Below are 16,165 nucleotides of genomic sequence, written 5' to 3'. Positions count from 1 at the left end.
AGCCTCGTTACCGGCATAAAACCGCGTCGGCCGGCCTATCCTTTTTTCTTCTCCCGGGCCCACGAATCCTTCAGGGCGATGGTTCGGTTGAAGACAAGCCGCCCCTCCCCGCTTTCGGGATCCACGCAGAAATAGCCCAGGCGCTCGAACTGGAAGCGGTCTCCCGGAAGCGCTGAAGCGACATACGGCTCTATATACCCCTTCACGATTTTCAGTGAATCAGAATTTATATTGGAAAGAAAATCCTTCCCCTCCTCCGTCTCGTACGGGTCCTCCTTCGTGAACAGACGGTCGTAGAGCCTCACTTCGGCCCGAACCGCGTGCGCGGCCGAAACCCAGTGCAGAGTACCCCTTACCTTGCGCCCGTCGGGCGCGGTGCCGCCGATCGATGCCGGGTCCCAGGTACAGCGAAGCTCAGTAATATCACCCTGTTCGTTCTTCAGCACGCCGGTACAGGTTACAAGGCAGGCGCCGCGCAGACGCACCTCGCGCCCCGGTGCAAGTCTGAAAAAGCCTTTCGGCGGTTCTTCCATGAAATCTTCGCGCTCGATATAGACGACGCGCGAGAACGGCACCCTGCGCGATCCGGCCGATTGGTCCTCCTGGTTGTTCACGATCTCGAACTCGTCCACGCGGTCTTCGGGATAATTCTCGATGACGAGTTTCAGCGGGTTGAGCACTCCCATCACGCGCGGCGAGCGTTTATTGAGGTCCTCCCGGATGCAGTGCTCGAGCAGGGCCATGTCGACCACCGTGTCGCGCTTGGCCACGCCGATGATCGAGGTGAAGGAACGGATGGATTCGGGCGTACAGCCGCGCCTGCGAAGCCCCGATATGGTGGGCATGCGCGGATCGTCCCATCCCTTCACGCGGCCTTCCTTAACCAGTCGAAGCAGCAGGCGCTTGCTCATCACCGTATAGCCGAGGTTGAGGCGCGCGAATTCGATCTGCCGCGGGCGCACCCTTCCTTCCTCGGCGATGTGGTCCAGGAACCAGTCGTAAAGAGGCCTATGCACCTCGAACTCGAGCGTGCAGATTGAATGCGTAATCCCCTCGATATAATCTGACTGGCCGTGGGCGAAGTCGTACATGGGGTAGATGCACCAGTCGTTGCCGGTGCGGTGGTGCTCGGCGCGCTTGATGCGGTACAGTACGGGGTCGCGCATGTGCATATTGGGGGAGTCCATGTCGATTTTCGCGCGGAGCACCTTTGCTCCGTCGGGAAATTCTCCGTTTTTCATCCGTGCGAAGAGGTCGAGATTTTCATCGACCGTACGGTCGCGCCACGGGCTTGTCTTGCCCGGCTCAATCGGCGTGCCGCGCGTAGCGGCGATCTCCTCCGCGCTCATATCACATACGTAGGCAAGGCCCCTGTTTATCAGTAGAATCGCCCAGTCATAGATGGCCCCAAAATAATCCGAGGCGTAATAGGGTCGGTCGTGCCACTGGAAACCGAGCCAGCGAACGTCCTCCATGATTGAGTCAACGTACTCGACTTCTTCCTTTTCGGGATTTGTATCATCAAAGCGAAGATTGCACCTGCCGCCGTACTTGGCCGCAAGACCAAAGTTCAGGCAAATCGATTTGGCGTGACCGATATGGAGATAGCCGTTTGGCTCCGGAGGGAAGCGGGTGTGAACGGCCGCGCCGTTCTTGCCGCTTTTTAAATCCTCTTCGATTATTTCTTCTATGAAGTTCTGCGGTTTGATCTTTTCTTCGCTGTCCATCGGGCCCGCCGTTTCAAATGCTGTATACGGGGGCCTGCCGCCCCCGTGCGCGAAGAATCGACCGGGGCGGGCGTTTTGTCAAGGATTTGGATAAAACGCCGCCGTGAATCCGTTCACGGCGGCATTATTTAACCTCGACGAAAAGAAACAGCACCCGCGACAGGGGTTTATGGTAGCTATTCGATACCCGACTCGGAACTGAAGGCCACCGGAATATCAGCTATTTGTTTTACCGTAAACGGCTTTTCGATATACTTTTTACAGAATCCCGCAAGCATATGGTTGACCCCTTTCAGGATATCGGGCCCGTGCGCGGCGTGGATTGCCTCAGCCATGCGGTAGCGCGCAATCGCCCTATCCCGCTCCCCCATGAGATCCAGACCCTGTCCGGCAAGCAGAAGAGCATGGGCGCGCTCGCTGTTCGACTGCGGCATATCGAGGGATCTCTCGAGCAGGGTGATCGCCTCCTTGTAAGTGCCGGAATACAGCAGTAGAGAGGCTTTAAGGCGGAGATAAATGGACTCGTTCGGATCAAGCGCAATGGCCGCGTTGAGGTTGGTCATGATTTTTGTGGTATCAAAGGGGTCCTCTTCGTGCGCGGCGTACGCCTTCATGAAATGCCGCAGCCCCTTCTGTTTCGAATTCTCCTTCCAGGCATAACCCGTAAGTACCGGAAGCCGTCGCGGGGGAGTACCGGTGAGCTCCGCGCGGACATCCAGCCCATGGAACCTCCCGTCACACGCCGGCTCCACGCCGGACGCTATCCACACGATGCCGTCCTCCGGAATAAAAACCGCCGAGGTAACGTTATTGGCTGCGCCGACGGTGATCCCGGTCGCCCGCTCGGTCCGCGTAACCATGTCCAGCCTATCGCCCATGAATGAGGCCGCCATCCCGCCCGTTATGCGCCCCCTGCTTGCGGCAATGAGCTCGCCGACGCGCAGGTAGCGCCCGAGCATGTCGCGCATCACAAGGTTGTTGCGCTTCATGAGATCGACCTTCTCGAGCTCGACCGTTGTGGCGAAGTTGGTGAGCACCAGCACGCCGTTTTCCATCCTCCGCACCCCGACCAGTTCCCCGTTGGCCTCGATCGCCACGGCATCGCGTTTTGCGCCATCAGCCACCATGAATCCGAACGCACCGGCCCTGGGGCCGCGTTTTACGATATCGACGGCCTCGTCGATTGTGGACGCTTTACGCATGATTTCGTGCTCGAGCACCGTAAAGGACATTCCGCGCGGTCCGGTCCCGTCGAATCCCATAAAGTGGCCGCCGATAACGATTCCATTCTCGTTCACGGCGGAATTACATTTTATAAGGCCCGCTGTGGAGATATTAACGTAGGCATATCCCTGTAACGGGCGATAAATGAACACCGTCTGGGCGTCCATCCATCTGCCCTGCCCGGCATAATCGGTGTTCCTGCCCATGATGAGCTTTCCGTCCGCGGTGGCGGAGCCGGCGGCCGCGAAGTCGGAGCATTCGGCGCTGATGCCGAGCGATTTCGCCTTTCCCTTCACAACACCCGGTAACATGATCATCGTAAGCTCTGATTTGAATGTCGCCCTGACAAGATCGCGATACCCCATTCCCGAACCGTCGGCGATACCCTTGAGTTCCATGAGGTATTCCGATGGAGTATTGCGCTCCAGCGGCCCGAAGACTGCGAAATCCAAATAGGCGAGCATGAGCTTTCTTAAAAACATCGGCTTCGCCCGATGCTCCCGCGAATTCGTTACGGGGTCGGCGAACACCGGCACCACGCCGCTGAAAATCTCATCCCTGAGGAGCGTTCCATGCTGGTACCCCATCTCATAGGGCCCGCCCGTCATGGAGATGATGATGCCCTCCGGCCTGCGCTCTTTCCAGGCGGCGCCCAACCATGTCCTGCCGCCCTCAAGTCGCTGTTTTTCCGCCGCGAGCCGTTCGGCCACTGCGCTGTCAGGTACGTACGCGCTTCCCGTGCTGATGAGCCGGGATTTAATGAACAGGAGACCGCAGGAAATGGTAATTATAACTACGAGTATGATGATGGGACCGCGTTTCATGGATACCTCCGTAGTTCGTATTAACTTTGCGTCAGTTGTCCGAGAGTCCTTTGAGCGACAGGTTTTGTCAAGGATATGAATGAATATGGATTGTACTCCATCTGGTGAAACCTAAAAAACATTAAAAAGCAAGCAAAGGGTAATTTATAGAGGTTCCCATAACCGACATAGTAGAGGGAAAAGGCGATGCCGGCGATCGAAGGGGGCTTCATGACCTCGTATTAGAAACCATCCAGGCAATGATAACCGGTGATCAGCAGGTTCCCCGCGAAGGCGATGACGGTGAAGGCCGCGCCGGGAAGGTAGAGTAGGGAAACAAGCGAGATCAACTCGAAAAGATTCATATCCGGATGTCCTGGTCGCTCTGGCGTCGGAGATTCTCGCCCCACGAAGGCTTATCGCCCAGTATCCGATGCAATCGGCAATCGTACCCTTAGGCGGCTCTCGATGCAAGGGATGTTCTATTCATGCGATCTTGAATTTTTTTACCGTGTCCTCGAGCTTCGCGGCCTGCTCACTCAAGCCGGCAACTGATTCCGATACGCCGTCCAGGTAGCGCTCCGTAGTGAGCGCGATATCGTTTATGGCGGCGATGTTGCGGTTGATCTCCTCCGCGGCGTCGCTTTCAGCCTTGCTCGATGATGCGATCCGGGATATCATTCCGCGCAGGCCGCCCGACAACTCGATGATGTCTTTCACGGACGCGTGCATTTCACCGGCGTAATGGATCGACGAGTCCACCTCACGATTGGCAAGCTCCATCGCGGAAACGGCCCCTCCGATCTCGCCGAGGACGGTCTGCAGTATCCCGGTAATTTCCTTGGTGGCCCGGGCGGTGCTGTCGGAAAGTTTTCCGATTTCATCGGCCACGATGGCGAACCCTTTCCCCTGCTCCCCGGCACGCGCCGCCTCAATGGCGGCGTTCAGGGCCAGGAGGTTCGTACGATCGGCGATCTCGTTGATCACAAGGACTATCTCGTTGATTTTCTGTCCGGACCGTCCCAGAAGGCGCACTTTGTCCGCCGACTCCCTGACGACCCTGGCCACCGTGCTCATCCCCTCCACGGCCTTTTCAACGAACTCTCCGCCGCGGGACGCTGAGACGATGGCCTTGCCGGCCGTTTCGTCGGTGCGAAGCACGGTCGCGGCATTTCCCATAATCGTCTCGGTCATGGTGCCGACAGCGTCCCCGGATCGTTTGGTCTGCTCGAGCTGCTCGCGCAAGCCCGACGCCATTACGTCCGTCCGCGCCTTGATGTCCTGGGCGAAACCCGCGACAAGAATGGACATTTCCTTCACGTTCGCGAGGGCTGCGTGCAGGTCGCGTATCATCGTTTCAAATGAGGTTTCAAGAATCCCCGCCGTATCCGATGATTTTTTTTCGATCTCCACGGTCAGGTCGCCTGATGCGACCCGCTGGGCCACGCGGGCGAGTTCGTTAATCTCGGCGACCTGGGCGCCCGCGAGATCCTCTCGTAGCCTGAACTCGCTTTTCATCTGGTTAAAGCGAAGATAACTGATGATCACGGCGAAAAAAAGGGTCGACAGCATGAAGAAAAGATTGGCGACAAGCGTTCGAATAGAGTAATCGCCGCCGAAGAGCAGGTTTGCCCCGACGTAAAGGATGACCGTAATCGACCCGTTCACCGCGGAATGACGATAGTGCCACAAGACCAGGATGTTTATCCCGATAATCACGACATTGAGGCCCGCGTAATAACCGGAATCGAACCCCCCCAGATGGACGTTCATCAGGACAATGGGCACCGTTGCGACGAACGAGGCCAGGTATCCGTGGAGAAAGGTTCTTCCCGTCGGCTTTGATCTGAGAAGGATGATGTACTGTGCGGCCACAACACCGCAGGCGGTGAAACGATACGCGGCGAAGTATGGAAGAAGCCCTGGGGGCGCCACCACGTAATCGAGGAGAAAAAAAGAGGCATAGAGAAAGGAGCCGAAAAGCGTCAGCACCTTCAGGGATGAATAGGTTAATTCATTAAGGTACTCGTTGAATCCCGTGATATCCGGTACACCCAGAACATGCCTTCCCCGACCCAATAAAGCAACCCATTCCCTATTTTATTCTCGAGGTGCCCTGATCGTTACAGACGACGGCCGGCCCTTCACGGGCATCCATTCGTCCCTGCGCCGTACGGCACCGCGGAGCCGAAAAGGACAACTCGATATTTTCCATATGCACCTTCAAGCAATGCGCCCCGGCCCCGTTAACATGTCTCAACAGCGGTAACGCACTCTGTGCCCGTTGGAAACAAATCCAACGTTAATGCCGTGTGATAATTATCGAATAGTCAAGAATCTTTTGCATGCGTGAGGAAAAAAGATCGACGGATTTCGATGCCTCACCATGTTCTTCGGATACCCAAAACGCATTGAGACCCGATGGGAAAGGTCCGATGCTCCGTCGAATCATCCCGATGGTCATCTCCCCTACCCGATCGCGCCCTCGATGTCTCGCGACGAGCGCATGAACTTGAGGGTGAAGGGGGGCTCCGTGCGGTCCTCCTCCGGCTTCGACATGAGGGTGAGGGCGCCGCCCCGTATGATATGTCGAGGATTAACGGCGTTACCGGCGCACAACCGAAAACTCAAGAATCATACCCACGCTTACGTCAATAAATGTATCAAACGATATATCCAAAGGCGCGCAAACGTGTATGCGCCTTCGGATGTTTCTACTCACACCTTCCCAAACCCCCGCGGGTTCTTTTCGGTCCTATTCTTCCAGTCCGCCATCAGGCCCTTAAGTTTTTCGGCCGTGTCTGGATAGGTGTTAATGACGTTGTAGTTCTCTCCCGGGTCGTTCTGTAAATCGTAAAGCAGCGGCCAGCGGACGCCCATCTGTTTTTTGCCGAGCGCGTCGGGCACGGGCGCCGTATCCATGGCGATGGGCCACACGTAGCGGTTCATCTTGTCAATATATTTCCACTTGCCGGCGCGCACGCCCTCCAGGAGGTCGTAATGGTAGAAATAAATGGCGTCGTGCGGCGAGGCGTTCGACCGGCCCGAGAGCACGCCGTCGATGTTTTTGCCGTCGATGACGCGATCGCCGGGAAGAGCGACCCCCGCCAGACCGAAAATCGTCGGATAGAGGTCAAGGTTCATGATCGGAACCGAGCTCACCCGCCCGGCCGGTATGCGTCCTGGCCAGGCCGCAACGAAGGGCACGCGGAAACCGCCCTCGTAGCTCTGTCCCTTGCGCCCGCGGAACGGACCGGCACTGCCCTCATACCATGGACCGTTATCGCTCGTGAAGATGATCAGGGTATTCCGCTCGAGTCCCTTCTTTCTCAACAGTCCGACAATCTCGCCGACGCTCCAGTCGATCTCCTCCACGGAGTCTCCGAAGAGCCCCGCCTTCGACTTCTTTTCAAAGCGCTCCGAGGCGTGAATGGGCTGGTGCGGGTAGGTGTGGGCGAAATACAGGAAAAACGGGACCTTGCCGCTCTCGTCGATGAACTTGAGCGCTTCTTTCGTATAAAGGCCCGTCAGCCTCTTCTGGATCTCCTCACTGGTGCCGATGTCGGCCTCGAGCATCTGTTCGTTTCGAAAGAGCGGACAGGGAATCATGTCGTTCGAGTGGGGCACGCCGAAGTACTCGTCGAAGCCGTGTCTGCGCGGATTGAATTCCGGCTGTGTGCTGTAATCGCCAAGGTGCCACTTGCCGATCATTCCCGTGCGGTATCCCGCCTTTTTCAGGCCCTCTGCAAGGGTGATCTCGTTGTCGGATATGCCGCGCGCAACGTAATCCTCGCGGATGTCCATCACCCCCAGGCTTTTGAGTGCGCCGCCGAATTTTCGCGCCAGTACCCTGGCGCGGGGCTCTCCCTTGGGATAGGTGTTTCCGATGATGCCCGAGCGAAAGGGATAGCGCCCGGTGAGAAGTCCCGCGCGCGAGGGCGCGCAGACGGCGTTGCAGACATAGTAGTCGGTGGCTCGGAAGCCCCGGCGGGCCAGCGTGTCGATATTCGGTGTGCGTATTGCGGTCCCGCCGTAACAGCCCGCATCCCCGTAACCGAGGTCGTCGCAATATATTAAAATGACATTGGGCCTTGGGGCCGACGGGTCCGCGATCGCAAGCGGATACTTCGATGCGCCTTCCGGATAGGTCCCGTACAGCTCATCGATCGAATTTTCGCTGAGAAGCGAATACACGCCCCCTCCGAGGAGCGCCGCCCCGCCGACGGCGGCTCCGATCCGAGCTGACTTCTTAATGAGTTCGCGACGGGAAAGCTTTTCGGACATGGCGCACCTCACACCGAATTTATTTCATCAAGACCACGCCGGCGAAACCCCGAAATATGCACCCAGGGGAAACCTATATGTCTATCACCGAAAGCTCGAGCGGCGTCTTGCAGAGCATCTCGCCACCGTCCTTCGTGACGAGCACCGGACATTCCAGCCGCATCCCGCATACTCCCGGCACGCTCATGGCCAGGAAGGCCACCTCGACGACGTTTTCCTCGAGGACCACGTCGCGGAACTCCTCGTTCGCGATTATCGCCGGGTACCACTCGTGGCCCATCACGCCGAGGCCGTGGCCGAACGACGGAATGGCGTACTGCGCGTATCCGAGCGCGCCGAGCTTGTCCATGACCGCCGCGTGCACGTCGCCGACCCTGTTGCCCGCCTTGAAATTGCTCACGATGGTCTGCGCGGTCTGAACGTACGCGTCGGCGAGCTTCTCCTGCTCGGCCGAGGGCTTGCCGAGTATGAAATTGTGCGCGAGGTCCGAGCAGTAGAGGCGGCAGAGGGGATGGAAGTCGGCTATGATGTTTTCGCCCTTCTGAACGATCTTCGGCGTGGGCTGGGTCGTGCCGTTCATGTTGTAACATGCCCGGTAGCCCGAGGCCACCTCGGACGACCCCGTCACCGCCCAGTGGTACTCGCTTCCCAGCCTGCGCAGCTCCATCTCGCCGATGCCTGCTATCTCGGTTTCGGTGATGCCGACGCAGAGCGACTCCTTCACGCACTGGACCGCAGCGTCGGCCATTCCGGCGGCCTGCCTGAGGAGCAGTATTTCCGACGGTTCTTTTATATACGTTGCCCTGTCCATTACCGAGGTGGCGTTTACGAAGGTCGCATCCGGGAGTGATTTTTTCAGAAGTTCGAATTCGGTGGCAAAAAGGTAGCCGGTATTGCCGCGGGGCGAGTGCCCCAGCTCTACGCCGATCCTGGCCTTCTCCATGCCGTTTTGTTTGATGTGATGCACCACGAGGTCCCACAGGTCCATGCCCGGGATCGGCGCGTACGGGGAAATGTTCGAGAGCCACGATTCGTCCTTCAGCCGTTCCAGGTCGAGGAGCATGGTGATGAGCCCGGCGAAATCGCGGGTAACGATGACGGCGCTGCGCCAGGGCACGAAGGCGCCGGCCACGTACGAAAGACTCACCGTCCGCGTGCCGACGAAGGCGTCGATGCCGAGCGCGCTCATCTGTTCGCGGACCTTTACCAGTCGCTTTCCATAATCGATAGGTATATTCATGCGTGCGACCTCCACGTGATAATTTCCAGCAGACTTTCATCAAATGGAGGGAATGTCAAGACTTATCGACACGGACCGGGGGTGATGGATACGCACGCCACCGGCGCGCCCCCTTCGACTAAGGCCCCTCCAGCGATGCGTACTTTCGGCAGAGAATTAATGCCATTATTCTTTATAACCAGCAACCGGACAGCCCCTCGCCTATCCTCCCGCCATGAGCGAGACGACCTTCACAATATCGCCCTGCTCGAGTGGCGCGTCGCGTGCGCGCCGCCGGCCGTTGACTATATACACCTCGTTGTAGTCTTTGCGGATGTCGAGAAGGGACGCGAGTACCGCGATGGTCGCGCCGGCGGGCAACTCGATCGGGCGCTCGCCGACGACGTCCCTGAGCGGCCCGACGCCGCTCAGGTGGACCGTTATCGTCACTTCCCCCACGACAGGCGGGCCTCATCGCCGAGGCCGAGGCTCTCGAGCCTTTCGGCGCGGGCGATACCTTTTTCGGGGTCCATGTCCATCAACGCGTAGAAGCGCTCCAGCATCGAATCGAATTCGATCGGTATACCCGCGGGCTCGCCGTCGCGCGCTGGCTCGCGCATCCTTTCGGTGAGTGAGTCGTCACAGGCGCGAAGACCCAGGCGATAATTGACGAGACGCTTGAGGTGGAATATCCGGTACCCCGCCTCCATGAGCGTTTCGGCGGTGTAACCGAAACCGGTCGCGGCGTTCAAGAGCTCCACGATCTCCGTAAAGCTTAACGAGCGGTCGGCATACTGGCAGAGGCAGGCGCTGTTTTCGATCGCGCCGACCGCCGCGGCAAGCTTCATCGTTTCGGGCTTCCCCCTGTCTGTAAGAGCTTCGAGATTGAACTCGAAACCGATTTCGGGATAATTGCAGGCCCCGGTCTCCATGAAGTGCATGGCCGTGGACACGTGGCAGGCGCCGCGCGGGCTCACCGCGTAGGCGAGCGCATGGCCGTGCCCGCCGCCGCGCGGGTCGTGCATCGGCGCCTCGAGCCCCTTGCACTGCACGGTATAGGCGATCGAACCGCGCCCGGTCTTCTCCGCCGCCGCGCGGCTTCCCATCGAAAGCAGTTCGCCGAGCTTTCCCGACCGCGCGGCCATCGCCGGAAGTAAGATATCGATCACCGTATGCATATCGCCCCACTCGAGCGCGACACCATCGGTCTCCTGAGCTGACAGGTGGCCCTTTTCGAAGGCCTCCATGGCCCAGGCGATCGTCGCGCCCGCAGAGATGGTGTCCATTCCGAGGTCGTTGCACACCCTCCCCGCCTTACAGACCGCGGCCAGGTCGGCCGAGCCGACGAGGCTCCCGAACGATACGACCGTCTCGTATTCCGGGCCCGGCCCCACGGGTATCGCGAATGGCCCGTCTTCCACCTTTACGATCCGCTTGCAGGCCACTGCGCAATACGCGCAGGTGCCCGTTCCGGTCAGGTAGCTATCCGAGAGAGTGCTCCCGGTCAGGGCCTCGGCCATCTCCTCTGAAAAACTGGAGGTCCAGTTCCTTATCGGAACGTCGCCGGTGTACATGTGGCCCTCCAGGTTTCCGGGCGAGCCGAAATCGTGCAGCACCTGCGACATGAGGTAGTCTTTGATCCGCGGGGTAAGTTCCTTTACGAGCTCCTTCATGCGGGAGGGATCGGCGAGCGCAGCGGCGCCGGTATGCGGCTCGATCACGATCGCCTTCAAGGCCTTCGATCCCATCACCGCGCCAAGGCCGCAGCGCCCAAACGCGTGGTGCGCCTCGTGCATGACGCAGGCCAAGGGCACCAGGTTCTCGCCCGCCGGCCCGATGACGAGCGAGCGGCTGCGCATGCCGTATCGCTCCCTCAGTACGGCGGTCGCTTCGGCAATTCCTCCGCCCCACAGCTCGCCGGCATCGGCGATCGAGACCGCGCCGCCCGAAATGAGGAGCATCGACGGGCGTTCGGCCTTTCCCGTAATAATCATACCGTCATAACCGGCGTAGCGCAGGGCCGGCGCGAAGTATCCTCCACACGATGAGTCCGCGAAACCGCCGGTGAGCGGCGAGCGGGCGGCGGCGCTCATCCTGCTCGCCCCCGAAAGCCTGACGCCGGCAAGCGGCCCGTTCATGAAGATGAGCGGGGCCTCCGGGGAAAGCGCGTCGGCCGACATGTCAGCCATGTCCATGAAGAGCTTCGCGGCGAGACCGCTGCCTCCAATAAACGCCCGGTATACCTCTTCGGAAAGGCGCATGTCCTCCACCTTCCGGGCGGTAAGATCAACCTTCGCTATTTTTCCTGTATTGGCGTACATGGCATACCCTTCTAAGAAATATTTTGCGTCAGGTGCGTCCACGGGCGAAAACTTTTACTTTTTAATTACTATCAGGTCCTGCCTTCCCAGCTCTTCGAGCGCAATGGGAAACATGTGGAAGGCCGGCTTGATGACCGGAAGCAGTTTCAGCATTGCGGTCACCTTGCCGCCCTGTTTGATGATCCCCTTGGTGATGCCCGCTATCGGATTTTCAAGGCCGTGCCAGAAACGGTGGGAATGGTCCGCCGGCTGCTTTGACCACACGTCGGCCGGAAGCTCGCAGGGCCCCAGGTAATAGGTGCCAAAAAAGCCTTCCTTCTCCGGAGGATTTTTAAGATCGATGGTGATCTCGGCGTCGGGATCGGTATACATGAATTTGATGATGATGCCGGCCTTCGCCATCTTGGTGCCGATCTTCGGGTCCTGAAGCACGCGGCCCAGGAAATAGCCGTATATCTTGTAGAGATCGTCAGCGTCCTTGTAGTACTGGCTCATCTTGCGCCTCCCCTGGTTTCAATTTCCTTTACGCTGGTCGAACCTTCTACCGAAGATCATACCCGCCACGCCTATTTTCAGCATCTGCAGTGTCCCGCCGGCCACGCCCCATGCCTTGGCGTCGCGGTACATCCGCTCGACCGGAAACTCACTGCTGTAACCATACCCGCCGAAGACCTGCATGGCCTTGTCGGTCACTTCCACCACCATCTCGTTCGCGTACGCTTTCGCCATCGAGGCCTCGTAAATGGAGGGCAGTCCCTGTCCGGCGCCGCTTGCCGCCCGGTACACCAGGAGGCGCGCCGCGTCGAGCTTCGTGGCCATGTCCACCACCAGGAACTGCACCGCCTGGAACTCGCAGATGGGCCGCCCGAAGGCGTTGCGCTCCATGGCGTATGCCTTCGCCTCGTTAAGCGCGCCTCCGGCCACACCCAGACACATGGCGGCGTTCCCGCAGCGCTCGATGTCGAAGGTCCACATGAGCTTTCCGAAGTCGCCGGGCGGAACGACAAGGTTCGCTTTAGGCACGCGCACGTCGTCGAAAAAGAGGTCGCACGAGGGCATGCCGCGCAGGCCCATATAGCGTTCCTGTTTTCCGAAAGTGAAGCCCGGCATCCCCTTCTCAACCAGCAGCCCGCCTATGGCCTTGTAACCCTTCGCGTCGCCGAAGCGCGTGTAGACCATGTAATGGCTTGCGTGCCCGCCGCCCGTGATAAAGGCCTTTCTTCCATTGAGGACATACGAATCACCGTCCTCGACCGCCTTGGTGCCGAGCGAGGTGAGGTCGGATCCCACCTCGGGCTCGGTCATGCACACCGAGACGCTGAGTTTCCCGCTGCAGACCCCGGGAAGGATCCGCTTCTTCTGCTCGTCCGTGCCGAAAAGATCAATGACCCGGACCGGACCCACATTCGACTCGAAAACCGGGGCGGCGATCATGGGGCTGAACTTGGCCAGCTCCTCGACCGCGAGGATGGCGTCCACCGCCGATTGTCCCCCGCCCCCGTATTCCGGCGAGAGCGTCATGCCCAGAAGTCCCATCTCGCTGTAGCGCGCGATGAGCTCGAAAGGGAACTCGCACGTCTCGTCGATCTTTTTGGCGAGCTCCCTGAAATTCTCCCGCTCCCCCATCGTCCGGAGCGTTTCCACCAGCATCTTTTGTTCTTCGCTTAACGTGAAATCCATGTTTTCTCCTGTCTCTGCCTTTAGCGTTCGCTATATGATGCGCGCGAGCTCCTTTATATCCCGGAGCCTCTCAATCTCCATGACCATCCCGACTATCCTGTCCAGGCGCGAGCCGTCGCGCTTGCCCGCGAACCGGCGCAGTTTTGCCGTCAGGTCTTCCGCCTCCATCGGATCGCGCGGGTCTCCCTTGGGGATGTCCGTCTGTTTCACGAAGCTTCGCCCGTCTTTAAGCACTATTTCGACGCGGCTCGATGTCTTGTCCGGGTAGGCCTTGTTAAGCTCGTCGTCGGTACGGATCGAGACCCGTTTCGCGAGGTCGAGCACCGTACCGTCGGCGATCCTCCGCTCGGTGAGCTGACCCGGACCCAGGTCGCCGTCGAGAATGCAGACGGCGACGACATAGGGGATGGAAAACTGCGCAGAGACGAAGCTGCCGCCCTCGGGGACCCCCTTCCCCACCGCGAGCTCGGCCACCCCGTAGGTGTGCACCGCAATCGAATCCACTTCACCCGCTTTGAATCCCCGCTCCCTGACGAGCTCCAGGGCCGCCTGTGCCGCGCCGTGCGTATGCCTGCACGCGGTATATGGCTTGAAGTAAATATCCATGATGGAATAATGCTCCCCCAGCCCGTCGGTGATGCGCTCGCATTTCGGCTCGGCCCGCGCCGTGATCTGGGTAAAACCGCCCTTCAGTGCCGAGCCCTCCAGCACCTCGGGACAGCCCGTAATGCCCTTCGATGCCAGGCCCGCCGCCATAATCCCGGCGCTCGCCGCCTGCCCGCCCTGCACGATCTTGATGGTGAAGCCTCCCATGAGCTGTTCGGCCATTGAAAGCGGCAGGAGGTACCCGGCGTTCCCTATCGCGTTCAGCATACCGGCCTCGTCCAGCCCCATGAGTTTCGCCGCGGCCGCCGCCGCGCCGAAGGTGCCGCAGGTGCCGGTGGGCAGAAAGCCCGATAGCGTGTGCCAGGGATGCATGGCCGCGGCGGGCCGGTCGGCCGCCTCGTACCCGGCTACCACCGCCTCGATTACCTTCTCACCGCCGAGTTTGAGGGACTCGGCCAGTACGAACGCGACCGGCAGCACCGCGGAAACCGGATGGTTCCCCCCGAAGCGAAGGCCGTCCTGCGCCTCGATGGCCTCGGCCGTGGTGCCGTTGATGAAGGCCGCGCTCTGCAATCCCGTTTTAAAACCGCAGCCGAGCGCGGTCGCGGCTTTCGGCCCGCCGAGAGATTCCACGTAGTCGACGACCGCGCGTACGGCATCCAGCTCGAGCGAGCCATAGATGTTCGCGATGTAATCGAGCACGCAGAGCTTGGCCTTGTGTATCACCTCGCGCGGCAGCGAATCGAACGCGACATCCGAACAGAAGCGCGCGAGCTTCCTCGTATGGTCCATATCCACCTCCCGGTTAATCCGTTTATATGTATACCGTGAACAAATCGGTTTTCCCCGTGCGATTCCGTTTCTCCCCCGCCGAAGGCGGGGATAGAAACCGTCCATGCCGCGGAACGGCTCTTTATGGCAAAGACATGTTGCGTAACCGAAAAAAATGTCATCGCGAGGAGGCCGCAGGCCGACGTGGCGATCTCAAAAGGCAACACGTTTTCACCAGAAAACTAAATGCTCTATGAGATTACCGCGCCCCGATAAGGCCGGGGCTGGTAATGACACCCGGTAAAGCAACAACTTTAATGCATACGAGCATATCAGACGTATCCCCGCTTTTCGTATATCTTGATCATCCTGAACGGATCGAGCACCTCTCTAAGGGCTTTCAGCTCATCCGCCCTCGGCGGCTCCGTCTCGCGAACGTCGTCGCTCACGTTGAGCTTCCACGGCGTGAGCTTCACCACCTCGTCGACCGAGGTGGCGGGATGATAACTCGCCAGATACGCCTCCTTCGTCGATTCGTCGAAGCGCAGTACGGCCTTGTTGGTGATGATCACCTTCGGCCCGGTCCCTGGCGGAAGCCCCCACCTCTCGCGCGCGCCGGGCCCGTCGAGATATCCCGGTGTGGTGATGAAATCGACGCGCTCGGCAAGACTGCGCGTGTCGTGCAGTGCTATGATGAGCACGTGCTTCGCCAGCGCGCCGATGGGGTTCGCCCCTCCCGAGCCGGGGAGGCGGCTCTGGGGGCTGTCGTAATCGCCGATCGCGGTGGTGTTGATATTGCCGAACTTGTCCACCTGGCTTCCCGAGAGAAAGCCCACGTCGATCCATCCCCCCTGAAGAAACATGCCCATCACCTCGACGAGGCCGCCTATCATGGCCGCGCCGGGGTTGAGACAGGGGTCTCCCACCGAAAGGGCCGGGCGCGTCGGACGCGCGTCGTAGACGCCGGATTCCTGCAGCATCGTCGCCCCTGGGGCATGCGTGTATTTGGCGATATTCGCCGACATCGTCGGAAATCCGGTGCCCACGATGACGATATCGCCATCGCCTATCTCACGCGCGCCGCAGCACGCCATGAGTTCGGGTTTGATATAGTCGTCGGGATGTGTGGTCATTCTCATGCCTCCATCAATATGCGTAGCTAACCGGATACCCGTAGTCGAACTTCGCCTGGAGCTTTTTGAACTGGGGATAGCCGAATTTCTGTATGTATTTCTGAGTGTATTCCACGCGGTCCTTCACGCCGAATACCCATTCGTCCAGGAATGCCTGGAAGCCTTCCTCGGTGTTGGAGGCCTGCTGGTAGGTATAGCCGAACGAGAAGTCGACATCGTAGAAACCCGGCGTGTAGCCCGGGTGCGCTCCGAAGGGCTCCTCGGTGACGGCCACCACCTTGAAGGCCGGAACGATGGTGCGCGACGGATCCTTGCCGATCGTCTCGCGGCTGACGATGCGCTCGCAGCTGACGATCACCTTCTTCGCCGCGTTCGCGCCCCACTTGCAGTCCCCGCC

General features: G+C 59.5%; 13 protein-coding genes. All 13 read right to left on the bottom strand.

All coding sequences use genetic code 11. The annotated features are described in order from the left end of the window. Window positions 1–35: 35 nt before the first annotated feature. Entirely contained in the window at window positions 36–1,727 is a 1,692-nt protein-coding gene (locus VLM75_03100) for a glutamine--tRNA ligase/YqeY domain fusion protein (GenBank protein HSV95904.1), read from the bottom strand. 176 nt (window positions 1,728–1,903) lie between these two features. Further along, window positions 1,904–3,775 (bottom strand): C45 family autoproteolytic acyltransferase/hydrolase, encoded by a 1,872-nt coding sequence (locus VLM75_03095; GenBank protein ID HSV95903.1) that lies wholly within the window; start codon window positions 3,773–3,775, stop codon window positions 1,904–1,906. Between the two features lie 221 nt (window positions 3,776–3,996). Continuing rightward, window positions 3,997–4,119, bottom strand: a complete 123-nt coding sequence (locus VLM75_03090) for a hypothetical protein (protein HSV95902.1) — start codon at window positions 4,117–4,119, stop codon at window positions 3,997–3,999. A 121-nt stretch (window positions 4,120–4,240) separates the two neighbouring features. Further along, window positions 4,241–5,833: a methyl-accepting chemotaxis protein gene (locus VLM75_03085; GenBank protein ID HSV95901.1), complete on the bottom strand. Its 1,593-nt coding sequence runs from the start codon at window positions 5,831–5,833 to the stop codon at window positions 4,241–4,243. A 639-nt stretch (window positions 5,834–6,472) separates the two neighbouring features. After that, window positions 6,473–8,038 (bottom strand): sulfatase, encoded by a 1,566-nt coding sequence (locus VLM75_03080; GenBank protein ID HSV95900.1) that lies wholly within the window; start codon window positions 8,036–8,038, stop codon window positions 6,473–6,475. Between the two features lie 73 nt (window positions 8,039–8,111). Further along, window positions 8,112–9,278: a Xaa-Pro peptidase family protein gene (locus VLM75_03075; GenBank protein HSV95899.1), complete on the bottom strand. Its 1,167-nt coding sequence runs from the start codon at window positions 9,276–9,278 to the stop codon at window positions 8,112–8,114. Between the two features lie 201 nt (window positions 9,279–9,479). Beyond that, complete coding sequence (locus VLM75_03070) at window positions 9,480–9,707, bottom strand: MoaD/ThiS family protein (protein HSV95898.1); 228 nt, start codon at window positions 9,705–9,707, stop codon at window positions 9,480–9,482. Continuing rightward, complete coding sequence (locus VLM75_03065) at window positions 9,704–11,578, bottom strand: aldehyde ferredoxin oxidoreductase family protein (GenBank protein ID HSV95897.1); 1,875 nt, start codon at window positions 11,576–11,578, stop codon at window positions 9,704–9,706. The genes VLM75_03070 and VLM75_03065 overlap by 4 nt, the downstream gene beginning before the upstream one ends. A 54-nt stretch (window positions 11,579–11,632) precedes the next feature. Continuing rightward, window positions 11,633–12,073 (bottom strand): hypothetical protein, encoded by a 441-nt coding sequence (locus VLM75_03060; protein HSV95896.1) that lies wholly within the window; start codon window positions 12,071–12,073, stop codon window positions 11,633–11,635. Between the two features lie 18 nt (window positions 12,074–12,091). After that, on the bottom strand, window positions 12,092–13,258 hold the full coding sequence (locus VLM75_03055) for an acyl-CoA dehydrogenase family protein (protein ID HSV95895.1): 1,167 nt from the start codon (window positions 13,256–13,258) through the stop codon (window positions 12,092–12,094). Between the two features lie 30 nt (window positions 13,259–13,288). After that, window positions 13,289–14,656, bottom strand: a complete 1,368-nt coding sequence (locus VLM75_03050; GenBank protein ID HSV95894.1) for an MmgE/PrpD family protein — start codon at window positions 14,654–14,656, stop codon at window positions 13,289–13,291. A gap of 311 nt (window positions 14,657–14,967) precedes the next feature. Next, window positions 14,968–15,768 (bottom strand): CoA-transferase, encoded by an 801-nt coding sequence (locus VLM75_03045; GenBank protein ID HSV95893.1) that lies wholly within the window; start codon window positions 15,766–15,768, stop codon window positions 14,968–14,970. Window positions 15,769–15,781: 13 nt separating this feature from the next. After that, window positions 15,782–16,165 (bottom strand): CoA transferase subunit A (locus VLM75_03040; GenBank protein ID HSV95892.1); only part of this gene is annotated, 384 nt, incomplete at its 5' end.

This window comes from Spirochaetota bacterium (assembly GCA_035477215.1).
In the GTDB taxonomy this organism is placed as follows: Bacteria; Spirochaetota; UBA4802; order UBA4802; family UBA5368; genus MVZN01.
The sequence above is the reverse complement of the archived record's forward strand: the minus strand, read 5'-3'. Positions and strand labels throughout refer to the sequence as shown.